Below are 24,287 nucleotides of genomic sequence, written 5' to 3'. Positions count from 1 at the left end.
CACTCCCTTAATAGGCACTTTTATAAAGTAATTCCGCCTTAGCGTTTAGTATCTGCCTCTACTATGACTGATGGCACAGATTAGCAATACATCCAGTATTCGAAATGTATATAAACTAGATGACCGTTAGAGCTTTTTTTGCTACAGTTCACTAATTCTTTAGACCGCTTTCGTTACCAAAGGCTATCTTTTATTTACTGATTAATCCGCCACCTATAGAGGTAGGTGTTTTGCTAAATTAATACAGGAAAGGTCATCGTTAGAAACCTTTCTTCTATTAACTTGTTACCATCATTATGAAAATCATTAATACTACCTCTAAAAGGTTCATATAAATCTAGTTAAATAGAGAATTGCGAATAATCTAAATATAACGATAGATTGAAAAATCATCATAAGGTCCTTCTTAAAAGTCCCTTATGATGATCAAAAGATGAATTATTTTTCCACTTTCTCTGGAACTTTGATTTCACCCTTAGCAATTTTTTCTTTATATTCATCGATTACTTTTTGTACATCTTCTGGAATTGCACCGCGAGAATCTGCAAGTTTAACCCCATCTTCAGCTAAACCATAAACAAGTGTTTCTCCACCAGGGAAGTCACCGTTTTTCGCTCTGTTTGAAATATCTTCTACTGCTGTGTTAACGCCTTTTAACATTGAAGTTAAAGTTACATTTGTTTTATCGTCTACTTTACCTTCTTCGTATTGGTCAGCATCTACACCGATTACCCATACATCCGCATTTGGATCTTTTGCTTTACGTTCTTTTGCTTCTGAGAATACACCATTACCAGTTGCCCCAGCAGCGTGGAAGATTACATCTACACCTGAAGAGTACATGCTGTTAGCAGTGATTTTTCCTAGATCTGCTTTATCAAATGCACCCGTATATTTTACTTGGATATCGATATCTGGATTTACTGCTTTAGCGCCTTCAACAAAACCAGCGTGGAAGCGGTTAATAACTGGAATATCTACGCCACCTACGAAGCCGATTTTACCTGATTTAGACATTTTTGCTGCAGCAACACCAGCTAAGAATGCACCTTCTTGCTCTTTGAACAGTACGTTTACTACGTTGTCTGCTTTAACTTCAGCATCAATCAATGCAAAGTGATTGTCTGGATTTTCAGCTGCTACTGCATCGATTGCATCAGCCATCATGAAACCGATACCATAAACTAAGTTAAAGTCACGACGTACTAAGTTGTTTAAGTTTGTTTCATAGTCAGCATCTGAAGCTGATTGTAGGTAGTCAAAGCCACCATCACCTTTTTTAAGACCGTGTTCTTTTCCGTAAGCTTGAACACCTTCCCATGCAGATTGGTTGAATGATTTGTCATCAACGCCACCTACGTCAGTAACCATTGCTACTGAAAATGATTCTTCTGATGTTTCTCCACCTGAAGCATTATCATTTTCTTTTGCAGGTTTTTCGTCTTTTGTACCACAAGCACCTAAAATTGCGCTTGCCGCTAATACTGATGTTAATACTAAACCAAATTTACGTTTTTTCATTTAATTAACCCCCCAAAGGTATTGTAATTAGCAGGAAAAAAATTTAGAAATGTTCTACACCCGTTTACGAACTACATGGAAGCTGAATTTATCAGCTCGGAAATAATTTTTTGAATAGAGCACTACTTGATCATGGTCATCGTAATGCAACTGCTTTAACACTAAAAGAGCTGTTTCACGTCCACAATTCAAAATCGGTGAAGCTTGTTCATGATACCCAACTGGATCAATATACGTAACCGCATAGGCAACATGAATTTTTCCAGATTGCTCAAGAGCAGAGAACAGTGAAACTTCTTTTTTTTCGACAAAGTCAGTAGGCAGGAAGCTTGCGGGTAGCTTGTCTATACAGTAAACTACTGGCTCACCATCCGCTGTTCTGACACGTTCAATTGTGAGTATTTTATCGTCGCCATCACATTGGAAGCGTTTTAAATCTTCCTCAGAAGGAATGTGCTCAGCCGCTTTTAAAAAACGCGAACCAGGCTCCATACCCGCTGCCTCGATCATAGAAGAAATGCTCGATAAATGCTCGATGCCTGATGTAAACAACGGCTTAGGGTTAACAAAAGTCCCAACCCCATGTCGGCGCACAATCACATTTTCCTCTTCCAACAGTCGAAGTGCTTCTCTAAGTGTTGCTCGACTGACTCCGAGTGATTTCGATAATTCAAATTCTGAAGGCAGCTTTTCATTTTCTTTAAAAATGCCAGCCTCAATGTCAGATTTTAAACGATCGATAACTTGAAGATAGAGATGACGATGATCTGCTTTAATAGTCACATATATCACCACCAAATCAGAGATCAGACATCTGATGTACAACATTCCTACTAATCGTTCATAAATATAACATTTTTGCAGAATGAAATAAACAGTTTTAAATAAAATCTGTTATAGAATTCATTCTTTCTTCAAAATCGTTGCAAATAATGGACAAAAATACAGGAAGGACCATCCATTTACTGTTTAATTGTCGTATTGATGAATAAGTACTTGACGAGGTTTACTGCCCTCAGGAGGCCCTACAATACCGCGTTGTTCCATCTGATCAACAATACGTGCAGCCCTTGAATAACCTATACGAAAGCGACGCTGAAGCATTGACACAGATGCTGTTTGCATACTGACAACTAATTGCACTGCTTCGTCATATAATTCATCGGTTTCCTCTAAAATTGTTTCTTCTTCAGTAGGAATCATCTCCTCTTGATACTGCGCCTTTTGCTGTTCTATAACAAAATTCACAACACCCTCCACCTCTTGATCCGATAAAAAGGCCCCTTGTACCCTTTTTGGTTTCGATGCACCGGCTGGTAAAAATAACATATCTCCGCGACCAAGTAATCGTTCTGCTCCGCCCATATCTAAAATCGTTCTCGAATCAATGGCTGAAGAAACCGCAAATGCAATTCTGGATGGAATATTAGCTTTAATGACACCTGTTAGAACATCTACACTAGGTCTTTGCGTTGCAATAATCAAATGGATTCCAGCTGCACGTGCCATTTGGGCTAAACGGGTAATTGAATCCTCCACATCACTAGATGCGACCATCATTAAATCTGCTAACTCATCTACAATGACTACAATGTAAGGTAGCTTTGGATGCTTTTCATCTGTTTGTTCATTGACCTTTTGAACATGATTATTATAGCCCTCAATATTTCGTGTTCCTGTATGTGAAAACAGGTCATATCGACGTTCCATTTCAGAAACCACTTTTTTCAAGGCTTGAGAAGCTTTTCGTGCATCTGTCACAACAGGCGCCAATAAATGGGGAATACCATTATAAACGTTTAATTCCACCATTTTCGGGTCAATCATCATCAGCTTTACCTCATGAGGTTTTGTACGCATTAGTATGGACACTACGATGCCATTTATACAGACACTTTTCCCACTACCTGTTGAACCCGCTACCAGTAAATGCGGCATTTTATTGAGCTCTGCAAGAACAGCTTGTCCCGTAATATCTCGTCCAAACGCTACTTGCAACAATGCTTCCGGCTTAGCGCCATCCTTCGATTCTAATACTTCTCGTAAAGTGACAATGGCAACCTCACTATTTGGCACTTCAATACCAATCGCCGATTTTCCAGGGATTGGTGCCTCCATACGGATATCCTTAGCAGCCAGTGCTAAAGCTAGATCATCTTGCAAATTAACAATTTTACTTACCTTGACACCAATATCAGGCAAAATTTCATATTTTGTAACAGCCGGCCCCAAATGAACTTGTGTCACCTTTGCCTTTACGCCAAAGCTTTGCAATGTTTGTTCGAGCTTTTTGGCATTCGCCTGGATAACGGAATATTCTCCACTTTGGTCATGTTGGGGTGGTAATTGTAATAGATTATAAGATGGAAGCTGGTAGTCTGCATTTTCTACAGTATCTGTCCCTTGCATATGGACCTCATCTATTGCTTCATCCTGTTCATGTTCCACTAAATCTGCCTGATCAAATATGGCTCTTTCCTGAGACACATTTTGTGTAAATGCAGAGATAATTGGCTCATGATGTATTTCTTCTTCTTGCTCAGGCATATCAGTAGTTTGATTGACCGCTGCAACCTCGTCCACACTTTCAGCTCTAGAACGACGATTGCTTGGCTTTTTAGGTGCATTTTTTTTCTTATCTCGATGTTTCTTTTTCCATTTACCAAATAAATCTGGCATTTTCTCTGCCAAATATGGCACCAATGCTTTCCCAGTCACCAAAATCAATCCGATAAAGAAAATAACCCAAGCAACAACCCTCGCCCCTGATGCTTCAAACAGTACATGAAGACCACTAAATAATAGGGCACCAATCATTCCACCACCAAGTGCATTACTGCGATGAATAATTCCCTCGGTATTGATTAAAATTCGCCATGATTCACGTAGAACCGAATCAGATAATAAGCCACCTGATTTTGATAATTGCTCAAATAAAATGCCATGACTAAAAATGGTTAAGCTCATAATAATAAGGAGCATACCCAAAATTAAGCGGTCTTTCATACCGATCTTTTTACGACCAATCATCATTAATAACGCCACGAATATTAGCATAAATGGAACCGCAAAATGTAAATTACCTAAAAGAAACATTGCGAATGTTTGTAGCGTACGTCCTATCATACCGTATTCAAAAATCATGATGACTGCCAGCGCAATTAAGAGCAGTCCTAGAATTTCATACATAAGGGGAGACATTTCTTTTTTTTCTGTTGTTGCTTTGCTTTTAGTAACCTTTTTTCTTTTACTAACTGCCATTTCTATCACCTTCTTCTGCAATCCATTTTATATATGTAGCGAATCATACCATGTAGAACTCTAACATTCCAAAAAAAGGATTTTCCACCGCAATTGGGAGAAAATCCTTTTCCATTTACTTTTCCTCAAAGCCTTGACGATGAGTCATTTGTATTAATATTCCATAATGATTGGGATAATCATTGGACGACGCTTTGTTTTCTGGAATAGGTACGTATTTAAAGTATCACGAATTTCTTGCTTAATATTCGTCCATTCAAATGTATCTTTCCCGACATATTTTTCAATGACAGTCCTTGCGATGTCCGATGCCTCGACCATTAACTCTTCTGATTCACGAACATATACAAAGCCGCGTGATAAAATTTCTGGACCAGATGCAATTTTCTTTTGGGCACGATTTAATGTAACGACCACAATGAAAATACCATCCTGTGATAATAATTTACGATCACGAAGAACAATATTCCCCACATCGCCAACACCGATCCCATCGATTAAGACATTACCAGCTTGTACACGTCCACTCATGCGCATTTTATTATTTTTATATTCGACAATATCCCCTTTATCAGCGATAAAGATTTGTGATTTTTGCATGCCTAGCTGTTGAGCTAATTTAGAGTGAGCAATCAGCATACGGTATTCCCCTTGAACAGGAATAAAATATTTTGGCTGCATTAAATTTAACATAAGCTTTAAATCTTCTTGACTACCATGACCTGATACGTGCACATTTTTGCTAGAAGTTAGAATTTCAGCACCAGCTTTAGAAATGGAGTTCATCGTATTAGCCATTTGCACTTCCATACCTGGTGAAGGTGTAAATGTAATTAAAACTGTATCACCTTGCTTAATTTTAATATCACGATGATGCTTACGTACGATTTTTTCTAGAGCGTCTAAAGGCTCCCCTTTATTACCTGTTGTAATAATGATAATTTCATCGTCTTGATATTTTTGCATTTCTGAAATTGGAATAATCGTATCTTCTTCTACTGTTAAATAGCCAAGCTGTACACCTAAATCTACAGCCTTTTCTAATGGTTTCCCGACAATCACTACTTTACGGAATGATTTTTGAGCTTGGGCAAATACTTGTTGAATTCTAATAAAATTCGATGCATAAACAGCTACTAAAATACGTCCCGGTGCTGAGTGGAATGTTTTTGATAATTGTTCTTCAATGACAATTTCCGATGTCGTATAACCTGGTCGTTCAGCTTCACAAGACTCAGATAATAGAATAAAGACGCCGTCTTCCCCTAACTGGGCCATTTTCGCTAAATCAGGTTTAAATTTACCTGTCGCCGATTGATCGAATTTGAACTCTCCTGTATGAACAATCGCGCCTTCAGATGTATGGAACACCACCCCTAACGAATCGGGAATACTATGTGTTGTGTGGAAGAATGTTACATACGTTGAGTTAAAATTCATACGACTACGATTTGTTACTTCAAAAAACTTTACCTGATGTGGTGCAGGTAATTCTTTCAAATGTTCCTTTGCTAGAGCAATTGTTAATTTTGAACCATACACTGGTGCTTTTATTTTTTGCAATACATAGGCAATAGAGCCAATTGCATCTTCATGACCGTGTGTTAAGAATATACCTTTCACACGCTCTTTGTTTTCTTCTAAGTACGTAATATCAGGGATTACGATATCTATGCCTAGCATCTCGTCCTCTGGGAACATTAAGCCGCTATCTACTACAAATAGCTCTTCATCAATTTCTACTACGTACATTGCTTTTCCAATTTCGCCCACACCCCCAAGAGGGATGATTCGAATCAATTCATTTTTCTTTTTTGTCAATTTATTTCCTCCTAAAAAATATCCCGAACAGCAACCACTTAACATTTATTATACGGTTTGCTAAGCTTTTGCACAAATTAAAAATACATGTTTCACATCAGAAATATATTTTCTTATCTTTTTCTTATTACTAGTAGATGGAAATACAGATATTGGATTTCTATAGAAATAGAGTTATTAAAGTATTTTTGAGGATGCAATGTTATGAATTTCTCAACTAAAAAACGAGGCTGATTTGAATAATCAGCCTCGTCTATATTTATCTAAAACTTCTCGCTTTTTCTTGATACGCATCCCAAATTTTATCAAAATTTTCCTTCTCTTCATCTGTCATTTCCATCATTGGCAAACGAACATTGAGTGTATCAAAGCCTAGTTTTGTCATCGCATATTTAATAGGTGAAGGGTTTGGTTGAGCGAACAGCGCACGTACAAGAGGTAATAATGCTCGGTGAATTTTGGCTGCTAGCTTATGATTTCCTTCTTCAAACGCTTTAATCATTAATTGCATGTCATTGCCTACTACATGAGCAGCAACGGAAATAACGCCTGCCCCACCTATCGCCATTAGTGGCAATGTTAGGCCATCATCTCCACTGTACACTAAGAAATCATCATCTGGATCAACATTTTCGATAACATCGCCCATCTGATCTAAATTGCCGCTTGCTTCTTTAATCCAAGCGATGTTAGGAATCTTACTTAGTGCAACAGAAGTTTCATAGGCCACATTCACACCAGTACGCCCAGGGACATTATAGAGCATGACTGGTAGACTCGTTTGTTTAGCAATCGTTTCAAAGTGAGCAAAAATTCCACGTTGATTTGGCTTATTGTAGTAAGGAGCTACAAGCATTATGCCGTCTGCTCCATTTTCTTCTGCTTTATGAGTCATTGCTATAGAGTATGCTGTTTCATTGTCCCCTGTACCTGCAATAACTGGCACGCGACCAGCTACCTTTTCTACGGTAAAACGAACAACCTCTATTTTTTCTTCGGTGGACATAGTTGGATTTTCAGAAGTCGTACCACAAGCAACTATACAATCTGTACCATTGTCAATCAAATGATTAATAATACGTTCTAATTCTGGATAATTTATCGTGCCATCATCTTTGAACGGCGTAATCATAGCCGTTCCAATTCGACCTAAATTCATCCTTACACCCCTCTTATAGTAAGTTATCCTCAAGCATTGCTTCTGCAATTTGGATAGAGTTTAATGCAGCGCCTTTTAATAGATTGTCAGAAACGATCCATAGATGGAATCCTTTTTTGTTGTCTAAATCTTGACGGATACGTCCTACAAAAGTAGCGTCCTCCCCTTCTGCATAAATAGGCATTGGGTAAGTTTGTGTTGCAATATCATCTTGTAATACTACACCTGGTGCATTGCGTAATACGTCAAAAATCTCTTGGATTGATGTTTCTTTCTCTACCTCAATATAAACAGACTCTGAGTGACCTGAAACGACCGGCACACGAACGCAAGTAGCAGCAACTTTTAGCTCTGGTGCATGCATAATTTTTTTCGTCTCATTAATCATTTTCATTTCTTCGTATGTAAATCCATTATCTGTGAATTTATCAATTTGTGGAATGACATTACGAGCGATTGGGTAATGGCGCTTATCACTACCAGATGGTAAAATATTTGCTTCTACATCCCTACCTGCTTCCCAGTTTGCGCTTTGTGTTTTTAACTCTTGAATAGCAGAAATACCTGCACCTGAAACCGCCTGATACGTTGAAACCAGCACTTTTGTTAATCCAAATGCTTTACGAATTGGCTCAAGCGCAGCTACCATTTGAATTGTCGAGCAGTTTGGGTTTGCAATAATCCCTTTATGCTTAGCCAGGTCGCCTCGATTCACTTCAGGTACAACAAGTGGTACCTCTGGATCCATTCGGAAATGGCTCGTATTATCAATAACTACTGCACCTCGCTTTGCTGCTTCGGGTGCAAGCACAGCTGATACAGAACCACCAGCTGAGAATAAAGCGACATTGACGCCTTCAAAAGCTTCAGGTGTCGCTTCTTCAATTGTATATGTTTGACCATTAAACTCGATTGATTTCCCTGCTGAACGTGCAGAAGCTAGAAATTTAATGTTCCCTATTGGAAATTTACGTTTGATTAATTGCTCCATCATTTTTGAACCTACTGCTCCTGTTGCTCCAACAACCGCAACTGTTAACTGCTTTGTCATCTGTCATCTCTCCTTGAATACATGTTCCATAATGTGTGCTATTGTATCACAAAAATACTGAAAATTGTGTGTAATCTATGATTTATTTGAAATATTGTATCAACAGCGGTTGTAATTGCTTTTTCTGAGTAATTGCTGCATGAACAGTATCTACCATTCGGTCAAAATCAGCAATAAGGGAATTGGGTTTGGAATGAGGAGAGTCCTGACCAAATGGGATAAAATAAATATTTTTGGCATTTAACAACTTCATTATATTGATACCATTTAAGCCGAGTGCATCATTCGTTGAAATTCCTAAAACTACAGGTGATCCATTACGTAAAGTTGCCTTTGCTGCCATAAGTACAGGGCTATCTGTTGCCGCATTTGCAAACTTACTAATACTATTACCTGTCATTGGAGCAATCACCATAGCATCCAGTGGATTGGATGGGCCAAATGGCTCTGCTTCTTTTATTGAAGAAATAACTTTTTCTCCAGTTAAAGCTTCTATTTTTGCAATCCATTCCTCCCCTGTACCAAAGCGAGTTGCTGCATGTAAAACGGAATGGGTAATGATTGGTATAACTGTAGCACCTACATCCATAAAATTTTGAATTTTAGGTATGACATCTTCATACGTACAATGGGAAGCTGTAATACCTAGGCCAATTCGTTTCCCCGTTAACAATTTTCTTCCTCCTCTATGGCCTTGCACAGAATTTCAGCAGCATTATGTGCAAAGTATTTCCCAGGCAATGATGGCAACAGCACATATGTTTGAAGTTGCTCAGCATCTATATCTAAGCAGCCTGGCTCTGAGGCTAAATCATATAAAACTGCTGGAACATGATCTTTAAACGATTCTGTAATCCATTTAGCTGGAATGGTATTAATAAATGTACCTTCATTAATTGACCATAAACGATCATCTAAGTCCGTAGCTTTATAGCCATATGCTTTAGCTTCACTCACTTGTACAACCGAACGTGCAACAATATGAACATTAGCTCCCATCTTAACAAGTAAAGAAGCGAGCATTTTGGCGATACGTCCGAAACCTGCGATTGTAAAGTTTTGTCCGTAAATACATTTTTGCTCGAGTCCGTAAAACGTGGCGATAAACCCCTCTGCTGTTAATCTAGCATTTTGCCAAATAAACGATTCTTGTTGCAAGTAGCAAAGGGATTCATTTTTTTCTAGCAGATGCTTCCAATGCATAGTTAAACGACCTGTATAGAATTTAACCTGTGATATACCATATAGCTGTTCCACTTCTATTTTTAAAGGAAGGATAGGTAGAATAATTTTATTTGGTTGAAATTCTAAAACAAGCTTATTTAACTCCTCGTTCCAAACTGTCGTTCTTTTATAAAACACTGTTCTCGATGGACTTCTTAACATTGTTGCTAGTTCCTTTAATCTGGAGTCCTCACCGATAACGAGCCATTTTTCGTTTTCCAAAAGCTCACCTCACTGTAAATATTCTGACTGTACTGTAGATGTCTTGTTAAATAAAATTCGATCTTCACCAATTAATATAATTTCGTTCCAAGGGATCATTTCACTAACTTTCATTTTCTTTTTTTGGAAAGGTAATTTATCTTTGACAATTTCAAAACCATGTATTTTTCCTGTTTGCACATCTAATAGGCATTCTGTATGAGCCAGGATGCCAAAATGTACACCGCCCTCAATTTGAATTAACTCTTTATCCACCATCTCAGATAGTAGCATTCCTCATCTCCCTCCTTGAGCCGTTACCTCAATATATGCCGAGTTTTTGTAAATCGTGCCCCCTACCAAAAGTAGGAATATATTGCATTCACACTCCCTTCTGTATGTAGTGTATATACACAGATATGTGAGGTGAGGAGTTTGCATATCCATTTAAGCAATGCCAGTGATAAGCCCATTTATGAGCAAATCACTATCCAGCTCAAAGAAGCCATTCTAGCCAATAAATTCTAAGCAGGTGATTCCCTACCATCCATTCGCGCTTTAGCTAAGGATTTAAAAATATGTGTAATGACTACAAACATGGCTATGCCGATCTAGAACAGGACGGCGGCTTTACTGAAACAGTCGCTGGGAAAGGTAGCTTGTTACAGAACGTAACCAGGATTTCCTACGTGAGGAGCTTTTGAGACAGGTAGAGGAACATGTACAGAAGGCCGTAAGATTAGCGAAAACAGTTGATTTATCAAATGAAGAATTACAAAATTTATTCACTTTCATGTTAGAGGGGGATCAGTAAGAATGTATGCCCTAGCAATCCATGAGTTACAAAAGGATTTGAAGGATTTTCACTAAAAGGTGTAAGTTTTCAGTACCTCCAGGAACGGTAATGTGCTTCGTTGTTAAAAAAGGAATATGGCGATTTATTAATTTTTAACAAAAATCTTGTCGAGCATGAACAATCGATAAAAAAAGACATTGGCGTGGTTTTGGACGAATTACATGCCCTGAAACGCTTATTGCGACTCGGCTCGACAATGAAAAAGGGATTAAATCATGGAATACAGATTATTACTTTGAACGATTTGCTGTTCAGTCATGACCTTTATCCGGTGTCCCCATTTGCGCTCGGATACTGTCTTGACAGTCGAAGCATATGTAGGTTCTTGATGTTTTGTTACATCTTTTTTAATTTCTTAGTCTGTACCTTTCTCTTCTTGTTCAGCATATCCTACCCGTGCAGGTGATAATGCAGGTGCTCCAACATATAGCTAATTTTCCACATTTTATATTTTCTCGTGAATGGTAATGATTTACAATATTGATTACATGCCTAATTGATACTATAAAAAAAGAGGTGTCTCCATAATCATTTGAGACACCTCTCTTAAGGCTTTACGATGAGGTAATTTTATTCACTTGGTCCAATAATTGAAATAGCTGGCTCTGCCTTCAAAATTTTAGCAATCAATCGATCCACTGAGGCCATAGATACAGCATCTATAGAAGCTAATACCTCGTCTACTGTACGATGTTTACGATGAACGAGCTCACTTGTACCATTACGATTCATACGTGCGCCAGTTCCCTCTAATCCAAGAACAAAGCTACCCTTCAGCTGCTCTTTTGCATTATCAAGCTCTTCTTCTGTGACGCCACCCGCAACAATATCGAGTAAAGTAGCATCAATAGTATGTTGTAGCTGCGCTAATTGTTGACGGCTAGTACTGCCGTATATGGTGAACGCCCCAACATCTGCATAACAGGACTGGTATGAGAAAATGGAATATGCTAGTCCTCTTTCCTCCCGTACTTCTTGAAACAATCGTGAGCTCATATTGCCACCAATAATATTATTTAACGCAATAAAGCTATACATATCAGGGTCCTTTACACCAATAGCTGGGTAGGAAATAGCTAGATGTGCTTGCTCAGTATCTCGAATTTTTGAGATTTCTCCAGGATGAAATGAGGGGTTTGTCAGCACAGGTGCAATCGCAACAGAAGAAGGCTGATATTGTCCAAATAATCGTTCAATCGTTGCCATTAGTTGTGGTGAAATATTGCCCGCAATGGAAATAACTACAGACTCAGGACCATAATGCTTAGCCATGTAATGTCGAATCGCCTCTGCAGTAAATGTCTTTAAAGTAGCTGCACTGCCCAATATCGGACGGCCCAGTGCATCATTTGGATACATGACACTCCATAGCTTTTCATGTACATCATCGTCTGGAGCATCTTCACTCATTAAAATTTCCTCTAATACCACTTGCCGTTCTTTTTCTAATTCTTCTTCTGCAAATGTAGAATTAAAAAACATATCAGCCAAAATGGAGACTGCTAGCTCTGCATGATGATCTAAAACTTTTGCATAATAACATGTATTTTCTTTAGATGTAAAGGCATTTAATTCTCCTCCTATCCGATCAAATTCTTCCGCAATTTGACGAGCCGAACGAGTTGCTGTTCCTTTAAACAACATATGCTCTATAAAATGTGTAATACCGTTCTCTTCAGGTAGCTCATAGCGTGAACCCGCATTAACAAAAATACCCAAAGCGACTGATCTTACATGGTTAATTTGCTCTGACACAATACGAACACCATTCTGACATGTATGTACTTGAACCAAAAAATCTCCCCCAACTGTATATTTCTTTATTATGAATAAACTATTTAAAAAGGCTGCGCATTAGACGCAGCCTTTTATCTTTATTATTTTTGTTGTTCAGCGCGTTCTTTTTCCTCTTGTAGTACTACTTTACGAGATAAATTCACACGACCTTGTTTGTCAATTTCAATTACCTTTACTAGTAATTGATCGCCTAGTTTTAAGACATCTTCCACTTGCTTAGTGCGTTCCTCTTGAATTTCAGAAATGTGAAGCAAGCCATCTTTACCTGGGAAGATTTCACAAAACGCGCCGAATTTTTCAATACGCTTCACTGTCGATAAGTAGTATTCACCTACTTTAGCTTCTCGTACGATATCCTCAATAATTTGTTTTGCACGTGCATTCATTTCTTCATTAGCTGAAGAAATATAGATTGTACCATCTTGTTCTGTATCAATCTTAACGCCCGTTTCTTCAATGATTTTATTAATTTGTTTTCCGCCAGGTCCAATAACATCACGAATTTTATCTGGATTGATTTTAACAATTACGATTTTAGGTGCAAATTCAGATAATTGTTTACGTGGCTCTGCAAGTGTTGCAAGCATTGATTCTAAAATATGCATACGGCCTACTTTAGCCTGTGTCAATGCTTCTTCTAAAATATTGCGAGATAACCCATCGATTTTAATATCCATTTGTAGAGCTGTTACACCTTTAGCTGTACCAGCCACTTTAAAGTCCATATCACCTAGATGATCTTCCATTCCTTGAATATCCGTTAAAATAGAATAATGTTCACCTTTTTTAATAAGGCCCATTGCAATACCTGCAACTGGTGCTTTTAATGGAACACCAGCATCCATCATAGCTAACGTGGATGCACAAATAGAAGCCTGAGAGGTTGAACCATTTGATTCAAGTACTTCTGATACACAACGAATTGTATATGGGAAAACTGATTCATCAGGAATGACTGCTTCCAGTGCACGCTCCCCTAAAGCTCCATGACCAATTTCACGACGACCTGGTCCACGAATTGGTCCTGTTTCACCAACCGAGAATTGAGGGAAGTTATAATGGTGCATAAAGCGTTTTGATTCTTCGACGCCTAAACCGTCAATAATTTGCACATCACCAAGCGCACCTAATGTACAGATAGAAAGTGCTTGAGTTTGTCCACGTGTAAATAGACCTGAACCGTGTGTACGCTGTAATAAGCCTGTTTCAGAAGAAAGTGGTCGAATCTCGTCTAGCTTACGACCATCTGGACGAATTTTATCTTCAGTAATTTGACGACGTACTTCATCTTTTACCATCTTATCAAGAATTGTATAAACCTGCTTCATCGTGTCATCATCGGCTTCTTGCTCTTCATAGGAAGCAATAATACGATCTTTTACAGCTTGAATTGCCTCATCACGAGCATGTTTCTCAGCCGTTTGAATAGCATCATGCATATCAGTCTCACAAGCAGCTTTTATATCCGCTTGAATTGCTTCATCAATTTCAAATAATGTAACTGGTTTCTTTTCTTTTCCTACCTCACCTACAATTTGCTCTTGGAATGCGATGATTTTTTTAATTTCTTCATGCCCAAACATAATCGCTTCTAACATTACCTCTTCAGGAACTTCAAGTGCGCCTGCTTCAACCATGTTGATAGCGTCTTTGTTCCCTGCTACAGATAAATGAATTGTCGATTGGTTCGATTGTTCCACTGTTGGATTGACAATGAATTCCCCGTCAATATAACCAACTTGTACACCTGCGATTGGTCCATCAAAAGGAATATCAGATATAGCTAATGCTAATGAAGAACCAACCATTGCTGCCATTTCAGACGTACAGTCAGAATCATTTGACATAACCATAGAGATTACTTGAACTTCGTTACGGAAACCATCTGGGAACATCGGACGAATTGGACGGTCGATTAAACGGCTCGCCAATATAGCTTTTTCAGATGGACGCCCTTCACGCTTAATAAAGCCGCCAGGAATTTTACCTGCAGCATATAGACGCTCTTCATAGTTTACTGTTAATGGGAAGAAATCAAGTGGTTTAGGTGATTTTGACATTGTGGCTGTAGATAATACTGACGTATCGCCATAGCGTACTAATACAGCACCGTTTGCTTGTTTTGCTAACTGTCCTACTTCAATTACAAGTGGACGGCCAGCCCATTCATAGGAATAGACTTTCTTTTCGTTCATTCAATGAACCCCTCTCTATTATAAAAACACTTACTTCGTCTGTATGTACTAATTGTAAGTGTACCAAAAATGCTTGTTCTATGCTAAAAAATATTTCATGAAATAATCATACATTTAAATTCAGTTATTGCCAATTTATTTAAGATTTATTTCTATATTTTATTGAAAAAACATTTTTATACTTTTGTTATATGGAATTAATTTAAATTGATTCCTTCCTGACGAAAAGTAATGTATGTAAATAGATATAAATGCTTCTTCACATTATTATTTCAAGTGCAGGCTATACACAATAGATTTATTATAACACGGTACTTGTCATACATCCTACTAGTATAAAGAAAGTTAAGTATGTAGTAAAGTTTAAGTGTGTCAAGAGAAGAAATTTAAAATAAATGCCCCGTCAAAATAGCATTCACGGGGCATTTCGCGTCTTCTTTATGTAAATTATGTCGTTTTAGACACCGGTCGACCTATTTTATCTTTGTTTTTTACTTTTTGGATCATATTGCTGAAAGCTGGTAGGACGAAACGATCCAATCCAAACTTACCGGCATTGAAGCCTGCTGCTGCTATAAAGATAGCAAGTAAAATATCCCAAGGGTTACTTGATATAGTACCTGCCATTAAAAATGCGAAGTTCATAACCATCCCAAAAAATGCAGCATATGTTGTTAAACATCCTAGTATTAATCCCAGGCCGACTAAAAATTCTCCCCATGGAATAAGGAAATTAATAATTTCAGCATTGGGTAAAGCAAATGATTCAATAAACTTTACGTATAGTGGATATGCTAAATCCTCACCGCTCGTTACTGGATTTGCTATAGCATTTGCTAAAAAACCGGATGCATCAAATCCATTCATCAATTTTCCCCAACCGGCTGTTAGCCAATGCCAACCTAGATATATGCGAATAATGGTCAAGATTCCTGCAACAATATTATTCTCTCTTAATATTTTGTTAAACATTCAACTGCACCTTCTCACCATAAATTTTGTTTTTACATTTCACAAGCTGAAGTAAGCTGTTATAGATGGTGGACTGTTATGAATGGCCATTCATTGCTATAAAAAAACAACCACTATTGATTAGTTCATTGATTCAACTCTATTTCTTTTGTCGCATGGACAACAAAGGTAGATTACCATATAACTAGTTGAATTTGGTTGCGAAATGTGATTAGAATATATCATCCTTTTATTGACTAGAACATGTTTTTTCTAGCTCGTTCACCGGAGCGTAAAAAAGTTATGGCTGATTATCGAACAAAATATAAATAGAGACGAGAAATAAACCATCCTTTTATTCAAAAAAAAAAGACTGTAGACAAAACATAAGTTTGTCTACAGTCCGCTGTAATTAGCGACGTAAGCCTAAACGGTTGATTAGTTCACGGTAACGTTGTACGTCAGTTTCACGAAGATATTTTAATAAGTGACGACGACGACCTACCATTTTAAGAAGACCACGCTCAGAGTGGAAATCTTTTTTGTGTGTACGTAAGTGAGTATTTAGAGCATTGATTTCTGCTGTTAATACTGCAACTTGTACTTCTGGTGAACCAGTGTCACTTTCGTGAGTACGGTACTCAGCGATAATTTCGTTTTTACGTTCTTTTGTAATAGCCATTTGTATGGACCTCCTAAGAAAAATTATTTATCCCCATTAGCACAGTAAACGTTGGAGTCTTCGATATACCGAGCTAAGGTTGAGCATTATGCACTTATGAATGTTACCATAAATGATTGAGTCAAGCAAGTAAAAACCGTAGCCCAGTTGACTCTATTGTAAATCGTTAAAATATTGTATAGCTTCTTGTTTATCTTTTTCAATTTGCGTTTTTAAAGCATCAATGCCGTCAAATTTTCTTTCGCTTCGTATACGTTTATACCAAGCTACATGTACTTCTTCGCCATAAATATTCTTATCAAAATTTAAAATATGAACCTCAATGGACAATTGCTTATCGTTCGGATCTTTAAACGTTGGTTTGTAGCCTACATTACAGACACCATCATACCAAGCATTTTGGACTAACAGACGGACAGCATAGACCCCACTTGCAGGAATAAAAGTTCCTTCTAAAGCTTGGACATTTGCTGTTGGGAAGCCAATTGTTCGACCACGTTTATCTCCATGTACAACCATTCCGTTTATTTCAAATGGACGCCCTAATAATGTTCTCGCTGCTTCCATATCACCCTCTTGTAAAAGTTGACGAATACGGGTTGAGCTGATTTTCTCCACATCATCCGTCTTCTTCTCAACGATTGTCACACCATAATCCCCATTGCTTAATGCACGCATATCGTCCATTGTACCTTTACCAAATGCCCCAAATGAATAATCGAAGCCAGCTGTCACATGTTGTATATTTAATCCACGAATAAATGTATCAATAAATGCGGCTGGAGATAGTTTAGCAAAATCAGATGTGAAATGGACAACAAACACTGTATCCACGCCTTGTTCCTCAAAAAGCTGCAATTTCTGCTGTAAGAGTGTAATATAGAAAACCTTTTCGTTACGCCCTCCAAGGACTAATGATGGATGCGGGTCAAATGTCATTACTGCGCTTGGAATTTGCCGCTTCTCTCCCTCTTCCTTTGCTGCCTTGATAACTGCCTGATGCCCTCTATGTACACCATCGAAAAAGCCAAGCGCTAATGAATAGGGCTGCATGCTTTCTCTTTGCTGTAATTGATGTGGGTATTTTAAATGAATGACCTCCATTGAAAAATCCTCCTACTCTATCGTCGGAAACATCTTGTGTGGTTTCATCAAGCCTGCCTTTGAAGGGTGAGCTTGATAAACCGCAACTGCCTTTCCATTGATTCCAAAGACAATTTTATCATGTATCTTTAACAATGTATCTGCTGGAAGCACTTGTCCATTAAAAATTTCTTTTTCATTGGCAGAAGTAATCTCAATATATGGATAGTCTGTTAATGCATACTCGACAGGTAAAATACAAGTAGCCACCTGCTCTTCATCCATGAGCTCAGCCACCTGTGCCAGCGTAAAACAGTTATCGCGCGTAAAGGTACCTGAAGCAGTACGTACGAGCTCTTTCATATGGGCTGGATAACCAAGTTCCTCCCCAATTTGGACAGCTAATGTACGGATATAAGTTCCTTTACTACAAGCGATACGAACAGGGAATGTAATCTCCTGTCCCTCGTAGGATTCATTGTCATCGAGAAGTTCTAGAGCATAAATGGTAACTTGGCGAGTCGGTCTTTCAACTGTCTCACCTTTTCGAGCATATTCATAGAGGCGTTTACCATTTACCTTAACAGCAGAAAACATGGGTGGAGTTTGTTCAATAATTCCTGTTAATGAAGCTAAAACCTCTTGTAATTGCTCACGAGAAAACTTTTTAATAGTCTGATCCTGTGCAACCGTTTCGCCCTCTGCATCCTCCGTTGTCGTTGTACGACCAATGGATATAATAGCTTCATAGGTTTTACCTGCATCTGTTAAATATTCTGCAATTCGAGTGGCTTGGCCAATACAAATTGGTAGTACACCCTCCACGCCTGGATCCAATGTCCCTGTATGTCCAACCTTTTTTGTACGTAAAATTTTGCGTAGTTTAAAGACACAATCGTGGCTTGTCATGCCTCTTTCTTTCCAAAGCGGTAAAATACCGTTCATATAAATCCTCCCAAATTGCCTTTAAAATAAATATTGCACCTAGCATAATTGCCAGGACAAAAAACTTCTTCATGAAGATAAAAAGCCTGCCTGCATGAACATGCAAATGGCAGACTTTTATTAGCTTATTCTTTGTGTAAATCTCTTAGCAAAGTATCAATACGATTTCCGTACTCAATCGATGAATCGAATTCAAAGATTAACTCTGGTGTACGTCGTAAACGGATACGTGAACCAATTTCTGATCGAATAAAACCAGAAGCCTTTACTAAAGCTTTAAGCGTTTCCTCGCGTTCACGTTCATTGCCTAAAGATGTGATATAAATAGTCGCTTGCTGTAAATCACCAGTTACCTCAACACCTGTAACAGTAACAAAACCAACACGCGGATCTTTAATTTTACGGCCAAGAATATCACCAAGCTCTTTTTTCATTTGCTCAGCAACACGGTTTGAACGTAGAGACATAATTTGTCACCTCTATTTCAGTACAGATAGTTGGTCTTTTTATGCTATAGTATCCCAACTACCTACTATTCCTTATAAATAGTCTCGCCACACATTAAGCTGTTCCCATGATGGATTTGACTCTAAATAATGGAGCGCATGATTAATTTCCCGTTCAGCTGCTTCTTTCGATGATGAAACAGCTACAAGTGCTAATTTTGTGCGCTGCCATACATTTTGATGGTCAATTTCCGCAATAGAAACATTAAATTTCTGCTTTGTGCGGGTAATCATACGCTGTAAGACAGCACGTTTCTCTTTTAACGAATGGGCAGTTTGAATGATAAATTCAACCTCTGCGTATACAATCATTATACTCGTTTAACTTCTTCCATAATGTAGGCTTCAATAATGTCGCCTTCTTTAATATCGTTGAAGTTTGTAATAGTAATACCACATTCGTATCCTCTTGCTACTTCTTTTACTTCGTCTTTGAAGCGCTTAAGCGTATCTAATTCACCTTCAAAAATAACTACGTTATCACGGATTACACGTACGCCTGAATCACGCGTTACTTTTCCTTCAGTTACATACGAACCAGCAATTGTACCAACTTTTGATACTTTAATTGTTTGGCGAACTTCTGCTTGCCCAATAATTTTTTCTTCAAATTCAGGATCAAGCATACCTTTCATCGCTTGCTCAATTTCTTCAATTACTTTGTAAATGATACGGTGTAAACGAATATCTACGCCTTCTTCTTCTGCAGCACGTTTTGCATTGACATCTGGACGTACATTGAAACCAATAACAATAGCATTGGAAGCAGCAGCTAGAGAAATATCAGATTCCGTAATGGCACCTGCACCAGTGTGAATAATTTTCACATTTACGCCTTCTACATCAATTTTCATTAATGAAGCAGCCATTGCTTCTACAGTACCTTGTACGTCTGCCTTAACGATTAAGTTCAGCTCTTTCATTTCGCCTTGGCTCATTTGCTCAAATAAGTTATCAAGCGTTACACGTTGTTTTTCAGAACGTTGTGCTTGGATAGCTGACATCGCACGAGTTTCCCCAACTTGACGAGCTGTTTTTTCGTCTTCAAAGACAACAAAACGGTCTCCTGCTTGAGGTACATCATTTAAACCAGTAATTTCTACTGGTGTTGATGGTCCAGCTTCTTTCACACGACGGCCTTTGTCGTTCACCATTGCACGAACTCGACCAAATGTATGACCAACAACGATTGGGTCACCCACTTTTAATGTACCATCTTGCACTAACAGCGTAGCAACTGAACCGCGTCCTTTGTCTAGCTGAGCTTCAATGACTGTTCCAAGTGCTAAACGGTCAGGGTTTGCTTTCAATTCTCCTACTTCGGCAACAAGTAAAATCATTTCTAGTAATGTGTCAATGCCTTCACCTTTTAATGCAGAAATTGGTACGAAAATTGTTTCTCCGCCCCATGCTTCAGGAACTAAGCCATGTTCAGTTAATTCTTGCATTACACGATCTGGATTGGCTGATGGTTTATCCATTTTATTCACAGCTACAATGATTGGTACTTCCGCTGCTTTTGCGTGATTGATTGCTTCTACTGTTTGTGGCATTACACCATCATCAGCAGCTACTACTAAAATGGTTAAATCTGTTACTTTTGCACCACGTGCACGCATTGTTGTGAAAGCAGCGTGTCCAGGTGTATCAAGGAAGGTAATTTTCTTGTCACCTTCTGTTACTTGGTAGGCACCAATATGCTGCGTAATGCCCCCAGCTTCACCTGCAGTTACTTTAGTATTACGAATTGAATCTAATAATGTTGTTTTACCGTGGTCAACGTGACCCATGATTGTTACAACTGGCGGACGTTCTGATAATTCAGCTTCATTTACTTCTTCTGTTTGCTCGAAGTGTGTCTCTAAGTCCGTGATATCTACACGAATCTCCTCTTCCACTTCTACACCATAGTCTGCGCAAATTAATTCAATTGCATCCTTATCTAATTCTTGGTTAATTGTTGCCATTACCCCAAGCATAAATAATTTTTTAATAATTTCTGATGGCTCACGGTGTAATTTTTTTGCTAATTCTGCCACTGATAATGATTCAACAAAAGTAATTTTTTCTGGAAGTTCCTTTTGTTTAACTGGTATTGATGGTTGATGCGTTTTTGGATGGCGACGTTTGCCTCCATGAATCCCTGGTTTTGGACGTTGGTTGTAACCACCGCCACCTCTACGATTATTATTATTGTTATTATTATTATTTTGTGTCATATTTCTATTTTGATTACCTTTTGTATTCTTAGATTTTTCGTTAGACGAATTTGAGTGTTGCTGATTATTTACTTTAGGCTTAGAAGTAGCAGATTGCTGCCTTTGACCTTCTTGCTTTTTCACCGAATGGTTTTGTTGACCATTCGATTGAGATTTTTGTGAAATGTTTTGAGTTGCTTGTTTTCCTACATTTTTCTCAGGTGTTGCTTTAAATGTTTGGTTTAACTTTGACACGATGTCTTTCTCTAACATAGACATATGATTAGTTACACTCACATTTAATTTACTAAGTGCTTCAATAACCTCTTTACTCGTTTTATTCACTTGTTTCGCATATTCATGAACTCTGATTTTGGTCATCTGCTCACCCCCGATTATTTTTCGTTGAGTAGACTAGACAATTTACTTGCAAAACCTTTATCGGTAATCGCTAAAGCCACTCGGGCCTCCTTACCTGTAGCATGTCCTAGATCATAACGATCTCCAATTACATGATACTCAACGTTGTAGTACGTGCACTTATCTTGAATTTTCTTACTTGAGTTTTTAGAAGCATCGTTTGCAAGCAGTACTAACTTAGCATTGCCATTGCGGACTTCCTTTACTACTAACTCTTCTCCTGAAATCACTTTACGGGCTCTTGCCGCAATTCCAAGCAAATTAAATATTGCTTGATTGATCATAAAATTGACTCCCTACGAATTAGCAAAATAAGCTCCTCGTAAATTTCTTCAGGTATTTTCACATCAAGTTGGTGCCCCAATACATTTTTCTTACGAGCGATATCGATTGCCTTCTCTGATTTAGAGACATAGGCACCACGCCCAGGTTTTTTCCCGGAGACATCTACACTTACTTCGCCCTCTTTCGAACGAACAACACGTATCATTTCTTTCTTAGGTAGCATTTCTCCAGTTGCTACACATTTACGAAGAGGTACTTTTTTGTTAACAGCCATAAGAATCACCATTCCTCTCTGAAGCTTGTCGTAAGAGGTGGACAAGTCATGCTCTACTTGACGCTCTGACAGTATTCAGTCGGCGTAGGGGGCCCACTGAATACTGTCAGTTAACTCGTCACACGGGCTTTCTTACTTATTCTTCGTCGTCCTGATATAAGTCTACTGCCACTTCTTCAAAATCACTTTCTTCATCCACAGCAGGTACGAAAGTGCTTGTAGCAGACGGATAGATACCTAATTCACGTGCATCTGTCTCACTCTTAATATCAATTTTCCAGCCAGTAAGCTTTGCAGCTAATCGTGCATTTTGTCCACGTTTACCAATAGCTAGTGATAATTGATAATCTGGTACAACAACCGTTGTAGATTTTTCTTCTTCGTTTACTTGTACATCTAAAACTTTTGATGGACTAAGCGCATTGGCAACGAATACAACAGGATCTTCCGACCATTCTACGATATCGATTTTTTCACCGTTTAGTTCGTTAACAATCGTTTGTACACGAGCACCTTTAGCTCCCACACAAGAGCCTACTGGATCTACTTCTTCATTGTGTGCATAGACAGAAATTTTTGAGCGATCTCCTGCTTCACGAGCAATCGATTTAATCTCTACAATTCCTTCATAAATTTCTGGTACTTCCATCTCAAATAATCGGCGTAATAAGCCAGGATGTGTTCGAGATACAATCACTTGCGGACCGCGTGTTGTACGTTCAACCTTTGTAATATACACTTTAATGCGATCATGTGGATGGTAAGTTTCGCCTTGGATTTGTTCATTGACTGGCAATGCAGCCTCAACTTTTCCTAAACCTACATAAATATTTCGCGCATCTAAACGTTCCACAACACCAGTTACGATATCATCTTCACGATCGACATATTGCTCGTAGATTAAACCACGTTCCGCTTCACGTACACGTTGTGTTACTACCTGTTTGGCTGTTTGTGCAGCAATACGACCGAAGTTACGTGGCGTTACTTCTTGTTCCACGATATCTTCTAATTGATAAGCAGGGTTAATAACCTTTGCGTCTTCTAAAGAAATTTGTAGACGATCGTCCTCTACTTCTTCCACAACATCTTTACGTGAAAACACACGAATAGAGCCCTTATCTAAATTTAAGTCCACACGAACATTTTGTGCTTGGTTAAAGTTGCGTTTGTAAGCTGTAACTAATGCCGCTTCAATTGCTTCAATCAACACATCTCTTGAAATTCCTTTTTGTTCTTCTAGCGCATTCAGCGCATCTAACAAATCACTACTCATTTTGTTTTCACTCCTAAATATGCATTATGCTTAAAAATCGATGGCTAGTCGTGCCAATGCGATTTTTTCTTGTTCTATTGTTACTGTAATTTTACGCGTTTTAATGCGTACTTCCATCACTAATGTATGTTCCTCGTAGGATGTTAAGTAGCCTTGGAATTCCTTCATGTCCTTAATGGGCTTATAGGTTTTTACATAAATAAACTTACCAATTGCTTTTTCAAAATCAGCATCCTTTTTTAATGGACGCTCCGCTCCAGGTGATGAAACTTCTAAATAATAGTTTTGTGTAATTGGGTCTTTTTCATCCAATAACAAACTTAGTCGTTCGCTTACTTGAGCACATTGGTCAATGTCGATGCCACCTTCTGGTGTATCAACATAGACGCGTAAAAACCAGTTACGTCCTTCTTTTACGAACTCAATATCCACTAACTCCAGATTTAACTCATCTACTATTGGTTTAGCGAGCTCTTCAATTAAAGATGGTACTTTGCTCATTATTTCCTCCTGTATCTATTCTAGCGTGTCAATCATTCATTACAGTATTGGTGGTGTAATGAACCATAATAAAACAGAAA

At 38.3% G+C, this 24,287-nt stretch carries 22 protein-coding genes; all 22 read right to left on the bottom strand.

All coding sequences use genetic code 11. The features are described 5' to 3' along the window. Positions 1 to 438: 438 nt before the first annotated feature. Complete coding sequence (locus tag ACE1MS_RS05180; protein WP_036214989.1) at positions 439 to 1,521, bottom strand: BMP family lipoprotein; 1,083 nt, start codon at positions 1,519 to 1,521, stop codon at positions 439 to 441. A gap of 54 nt (positions 1,522 to 1,575) precedes the next feature. After that, positions 1,576 to 2,304, bottom strand: a complete 729-nt coding sequence (locus ACE1MS_RS05175; protein ID WP_008178950.1) for a GntR family transcriptional regulator — start codon at positions 2,302 to 2,304, stop codon at positions 1,576 to 1,578. Positions 2,305 to 2,490: 186 nt separating this feature from the next. After that, positions 2,491 to 4,782, bottom strand: a complete 2,292-nt coding sequence (locus tag ACE1MS_RS05170) for an FtsK/SpoIIIE family DNA translocase (protein ID WP_036214988.1) — start codon at positions 4,780 to 4,782, stop codon at positions 2,491 to 2,493. A gap of 153 nt (positions 4,783 to 4,935) precedes the next feature. After that, the gene (locus tag ACE1MS_RS05165; RefSeq protein ID WP_012293318.1) at positions 4,936 to 6,603 is read right to left on the bottom strand and encodes a ribonuclease J; all 1,668 of its coding nucleotides are present in this window, start codon (positions 6,601 to 6,603) and stop codon (positions 4,936 to 4,938) included. Between the two features lie 259 nt (positions 6,604 to 6,862). Continuing rightward, a complete protein-coding gene (gene dapA, locus ACE1MS_RS05160) occupies positions 6,863 to 7,762 on the bottom strand; it encodes a 4-hydroxy-tetrahydrodipicolinate synthase (protein WP_447402736.1) in 900 nt (299 codons plus the stop codon). A gap of 13 nt (positions 7,763 to 7,775) precedes the next feature. Continuing rightward, a complete protein-coding gene (locus ACE1MS_RS05155) occupies positions 7,776 to 8,813 on the bottom strand; it encodes an aspartate-semialdehyde dehydrogenase (protein WP_012293316.1) in 1,038 nt (345 codons plus the stop codon). Positions 8,814 to 8,895: 82 nt separating this feature from the next. After that, positions 8,896 to 9,486 carry a dipicolinate synthase subunit B gene (locus tag ACE1MS_RS05150; protein WP_012293315.1) on the bottom strand — a complete coding sequence of 197 codons (591 nt, stop codon included), beginning with the start codon at positions 9,484 to 9,486 and terminating at the stop codon, positions 8,896 to 8,898. Continuing rightward, positions 9,480 to 10,259 carry an NAD(P)-dependent oxidoreductase gene (locus ACE1MS_RS05145; protein ID WP_012293314.1) on the bottom strand — a complete coding sequence of 260 codons (780 nt, stop codon included), beginning with the start codon at positions 10,257 to 10,259 and terminating at the stop codon, positions 9,480 to 9,482. The genes ACE1MS_RS05150 and ACE1MS_RS05145 overlap by 7 nt, the downstream gene beginning before the upstream one ends. 9 nt (positions 10,260 to 10,268) lie before the next feature. After that, on the bottom strand, positions 10,269 to 10,532 hold the full coding sequence (locus ACE1MS_RS05140) for a hypothetical protein (protein WP_012293313.1): 264 nt from the start codon (positions 10,530 to 10,532) through the stop codon (positions 10,269 to 10,271). 1,132 nt (positions 10,533 to 11,664) lie between these two features. Then, positions 11,665 to 12,888: a M16 family metallopeptidase gene (locus ACE1MS_RS05135; protein WP_031419006.1), complete on the bottom strand. Its 1,224-nt coding sequence runs from the start codon at positions 12,886 to 12,888 to the stop codon at positions 11,665 to 11,667. A gap of 83 nt (positions 12,889 to 12,971) precedes the next feature. Beyond that, positions 12,972 to 15,086, bottom strand: coding sequence for a polyribonucleotide nucleotidyltransferase (gene pnp / locus ACE1MS_RS05130; protein ID WP_036214982.1), 2,115 nt, complete (start codon positions 15,084 to 15,086; stop codon positions 12,972 to 12,974). 447 nt (positions 15,087 to 15,533) lie between these two features. Further along, positions 15,534 to 16,058 (bottom strand): DoxX family protein, encoded by a 525-nt coding sequence (locus ACE1MS_RS05125; protein WP_031419005.1) that lies wholly within the window; start codon positions 16,056 to 16,058, stop codon positions 15,534 to 15,536. Between the two features lie 391 nt (positions 16,059 to 16,449). Then, positions 16,450 to 16,719, bottom strand: a complete 270-nt coding sequence (gene rpsO, locus ACE1MS_RS05120) for a 30S ribosomal protein S15 (protein WP_008178982.1) — start codon at positions 16,717 to 16,719, stop codon at positions 16,450 to 16,452. 153 nt (positions 16,720 to 16,872) lie between these two features. Beyond that, positions 16,873 to 17,823: a riboflavin biosynthesis protein RibF gene (ribF, locus tag ACE1MS_RS05115; RefSeq protein WP_012293307.1), complete on the bottom strand. Its 951-nt coding sequence runs from the start codon at positions 17,821 to 17,823 to the stop codon at positions 16,873 to 16,875. 12 nt (positions 17,824 to 17,835) lie between these two features. Further along, positions 17,836 to 18,747 carry a tRNA pseudouridine(55) synthase TruB gene (gene truB, locus ACE1MS_RS05110; protein WP_012293306.1) on the bottom strand — a complete coding sequence of 304 codons (912 nt, stop codon included), beginning with the start codon at positions 18,745 to 18,747 and terminating at the stop codon, positions 17,836 to 17,838. A 125-nt stretch (positions 18,748 to 18,872) separates the two neighbouring features. Further along, positions 18,873 to 19,214, bottom strand: coding sequence for a 30S ribosome-binding factor RbfA (gene rbfA, locus ACE1MS_RS05105; protein ID WP_012293305.1), 342 nt, complete (start codon positions 19,212 to 19,214; stop codon positions 18,873 to 18,875). Between the two features lie 72 nt (positions 19,215 to 19,286). Next, on the bottom strand, positions 19,287 to 19,565 hold the full coding sequence (locus ACE1MS_RS05100) for a DUF503 domain-containing protein (RefSeq protein WP_008178987.1): 279 nt from the start codon (positions 19,563 to 19,565) through the stop codon (positions 19,287 to 19,289). Beyond that, positions 19,565 to 21,832 carry a translation initiation factor IF-2 gene (gene infB, locus ACE1MS_RS05095; protein ID WP_031419004.1) on the bottom strand — a complete coding sequence of 756 codons (2,268 nt, stop codon included), beginning with the start codon at positions 21,830 to 21,832 and terminating at the stop codon, positions 19,565 to 19,567. The genes ACE1MS_RS05100 and infB overlap by 1 nt, the downstream gene beginning before the upstream one ends. 14 nt (positions 21,833 to 21,846) lie before the next feature. Further along, a complete protein-coding gene (locus ACE1MS_RS05090; protein ID WP_008178997.1) occupies positions 21,847 to 22,155 on the bottom strand; it encodes a YlxQ family RNA-binding protein in 309 nt (102 codons plus the stop codon). Then, a complete protein-coding gene (gene rnpM, locus ACE1MS_RS05085; protein ID WP_036167453.1) occupies positions 22,152 to 22,430 on the bottom strand; it encodes an RNase P modulator RnpM in 279 nt (92 codons plus the stop codon). The genes ACE1MS_RS05090 and rnpM overlap by 4 nt, the downstream gene beginning before the upstream one ends. Positions 22,431 to 22,566: 136 nt before the next feature. Further along, positions 22,567 to 23,706, bottom strand: a complete 1,140-nt coding sequence (nusA, locus tag ACE1MS_RS05080; protein ID WP_012293302.1) for a transcription termination factor NusA — start codon at positions 23,704 to 23,706, stop codon at positions 22,567 to 22,569. A 30-nt stretch (positions 23,707 to 23,736) separates the two neighbouring features. Next, positions 23,737 to 24,207, bottom strand: a complete 471-nt coding sequence (gene rimP / locus ACE1MS_RS05075; protein ID WP_012293301.1) for a ribosome maturation factor RimP — start codon at positions 24,205 to 24,207, stop codon at positions 23,737 to 23,739. Between the last annotated feature and the right edge of the window lie 80 nt (positions 24,208 to 24,287).

The organism is Lysinibacillus sp. fkY74-1 (genome assembly GCF_053165895.1).
The sequence above is the reverse complement of the archived record's forward strand: the minus strand, read 5'-3'. Positions and strand labels throughout refer to the sequence as shown.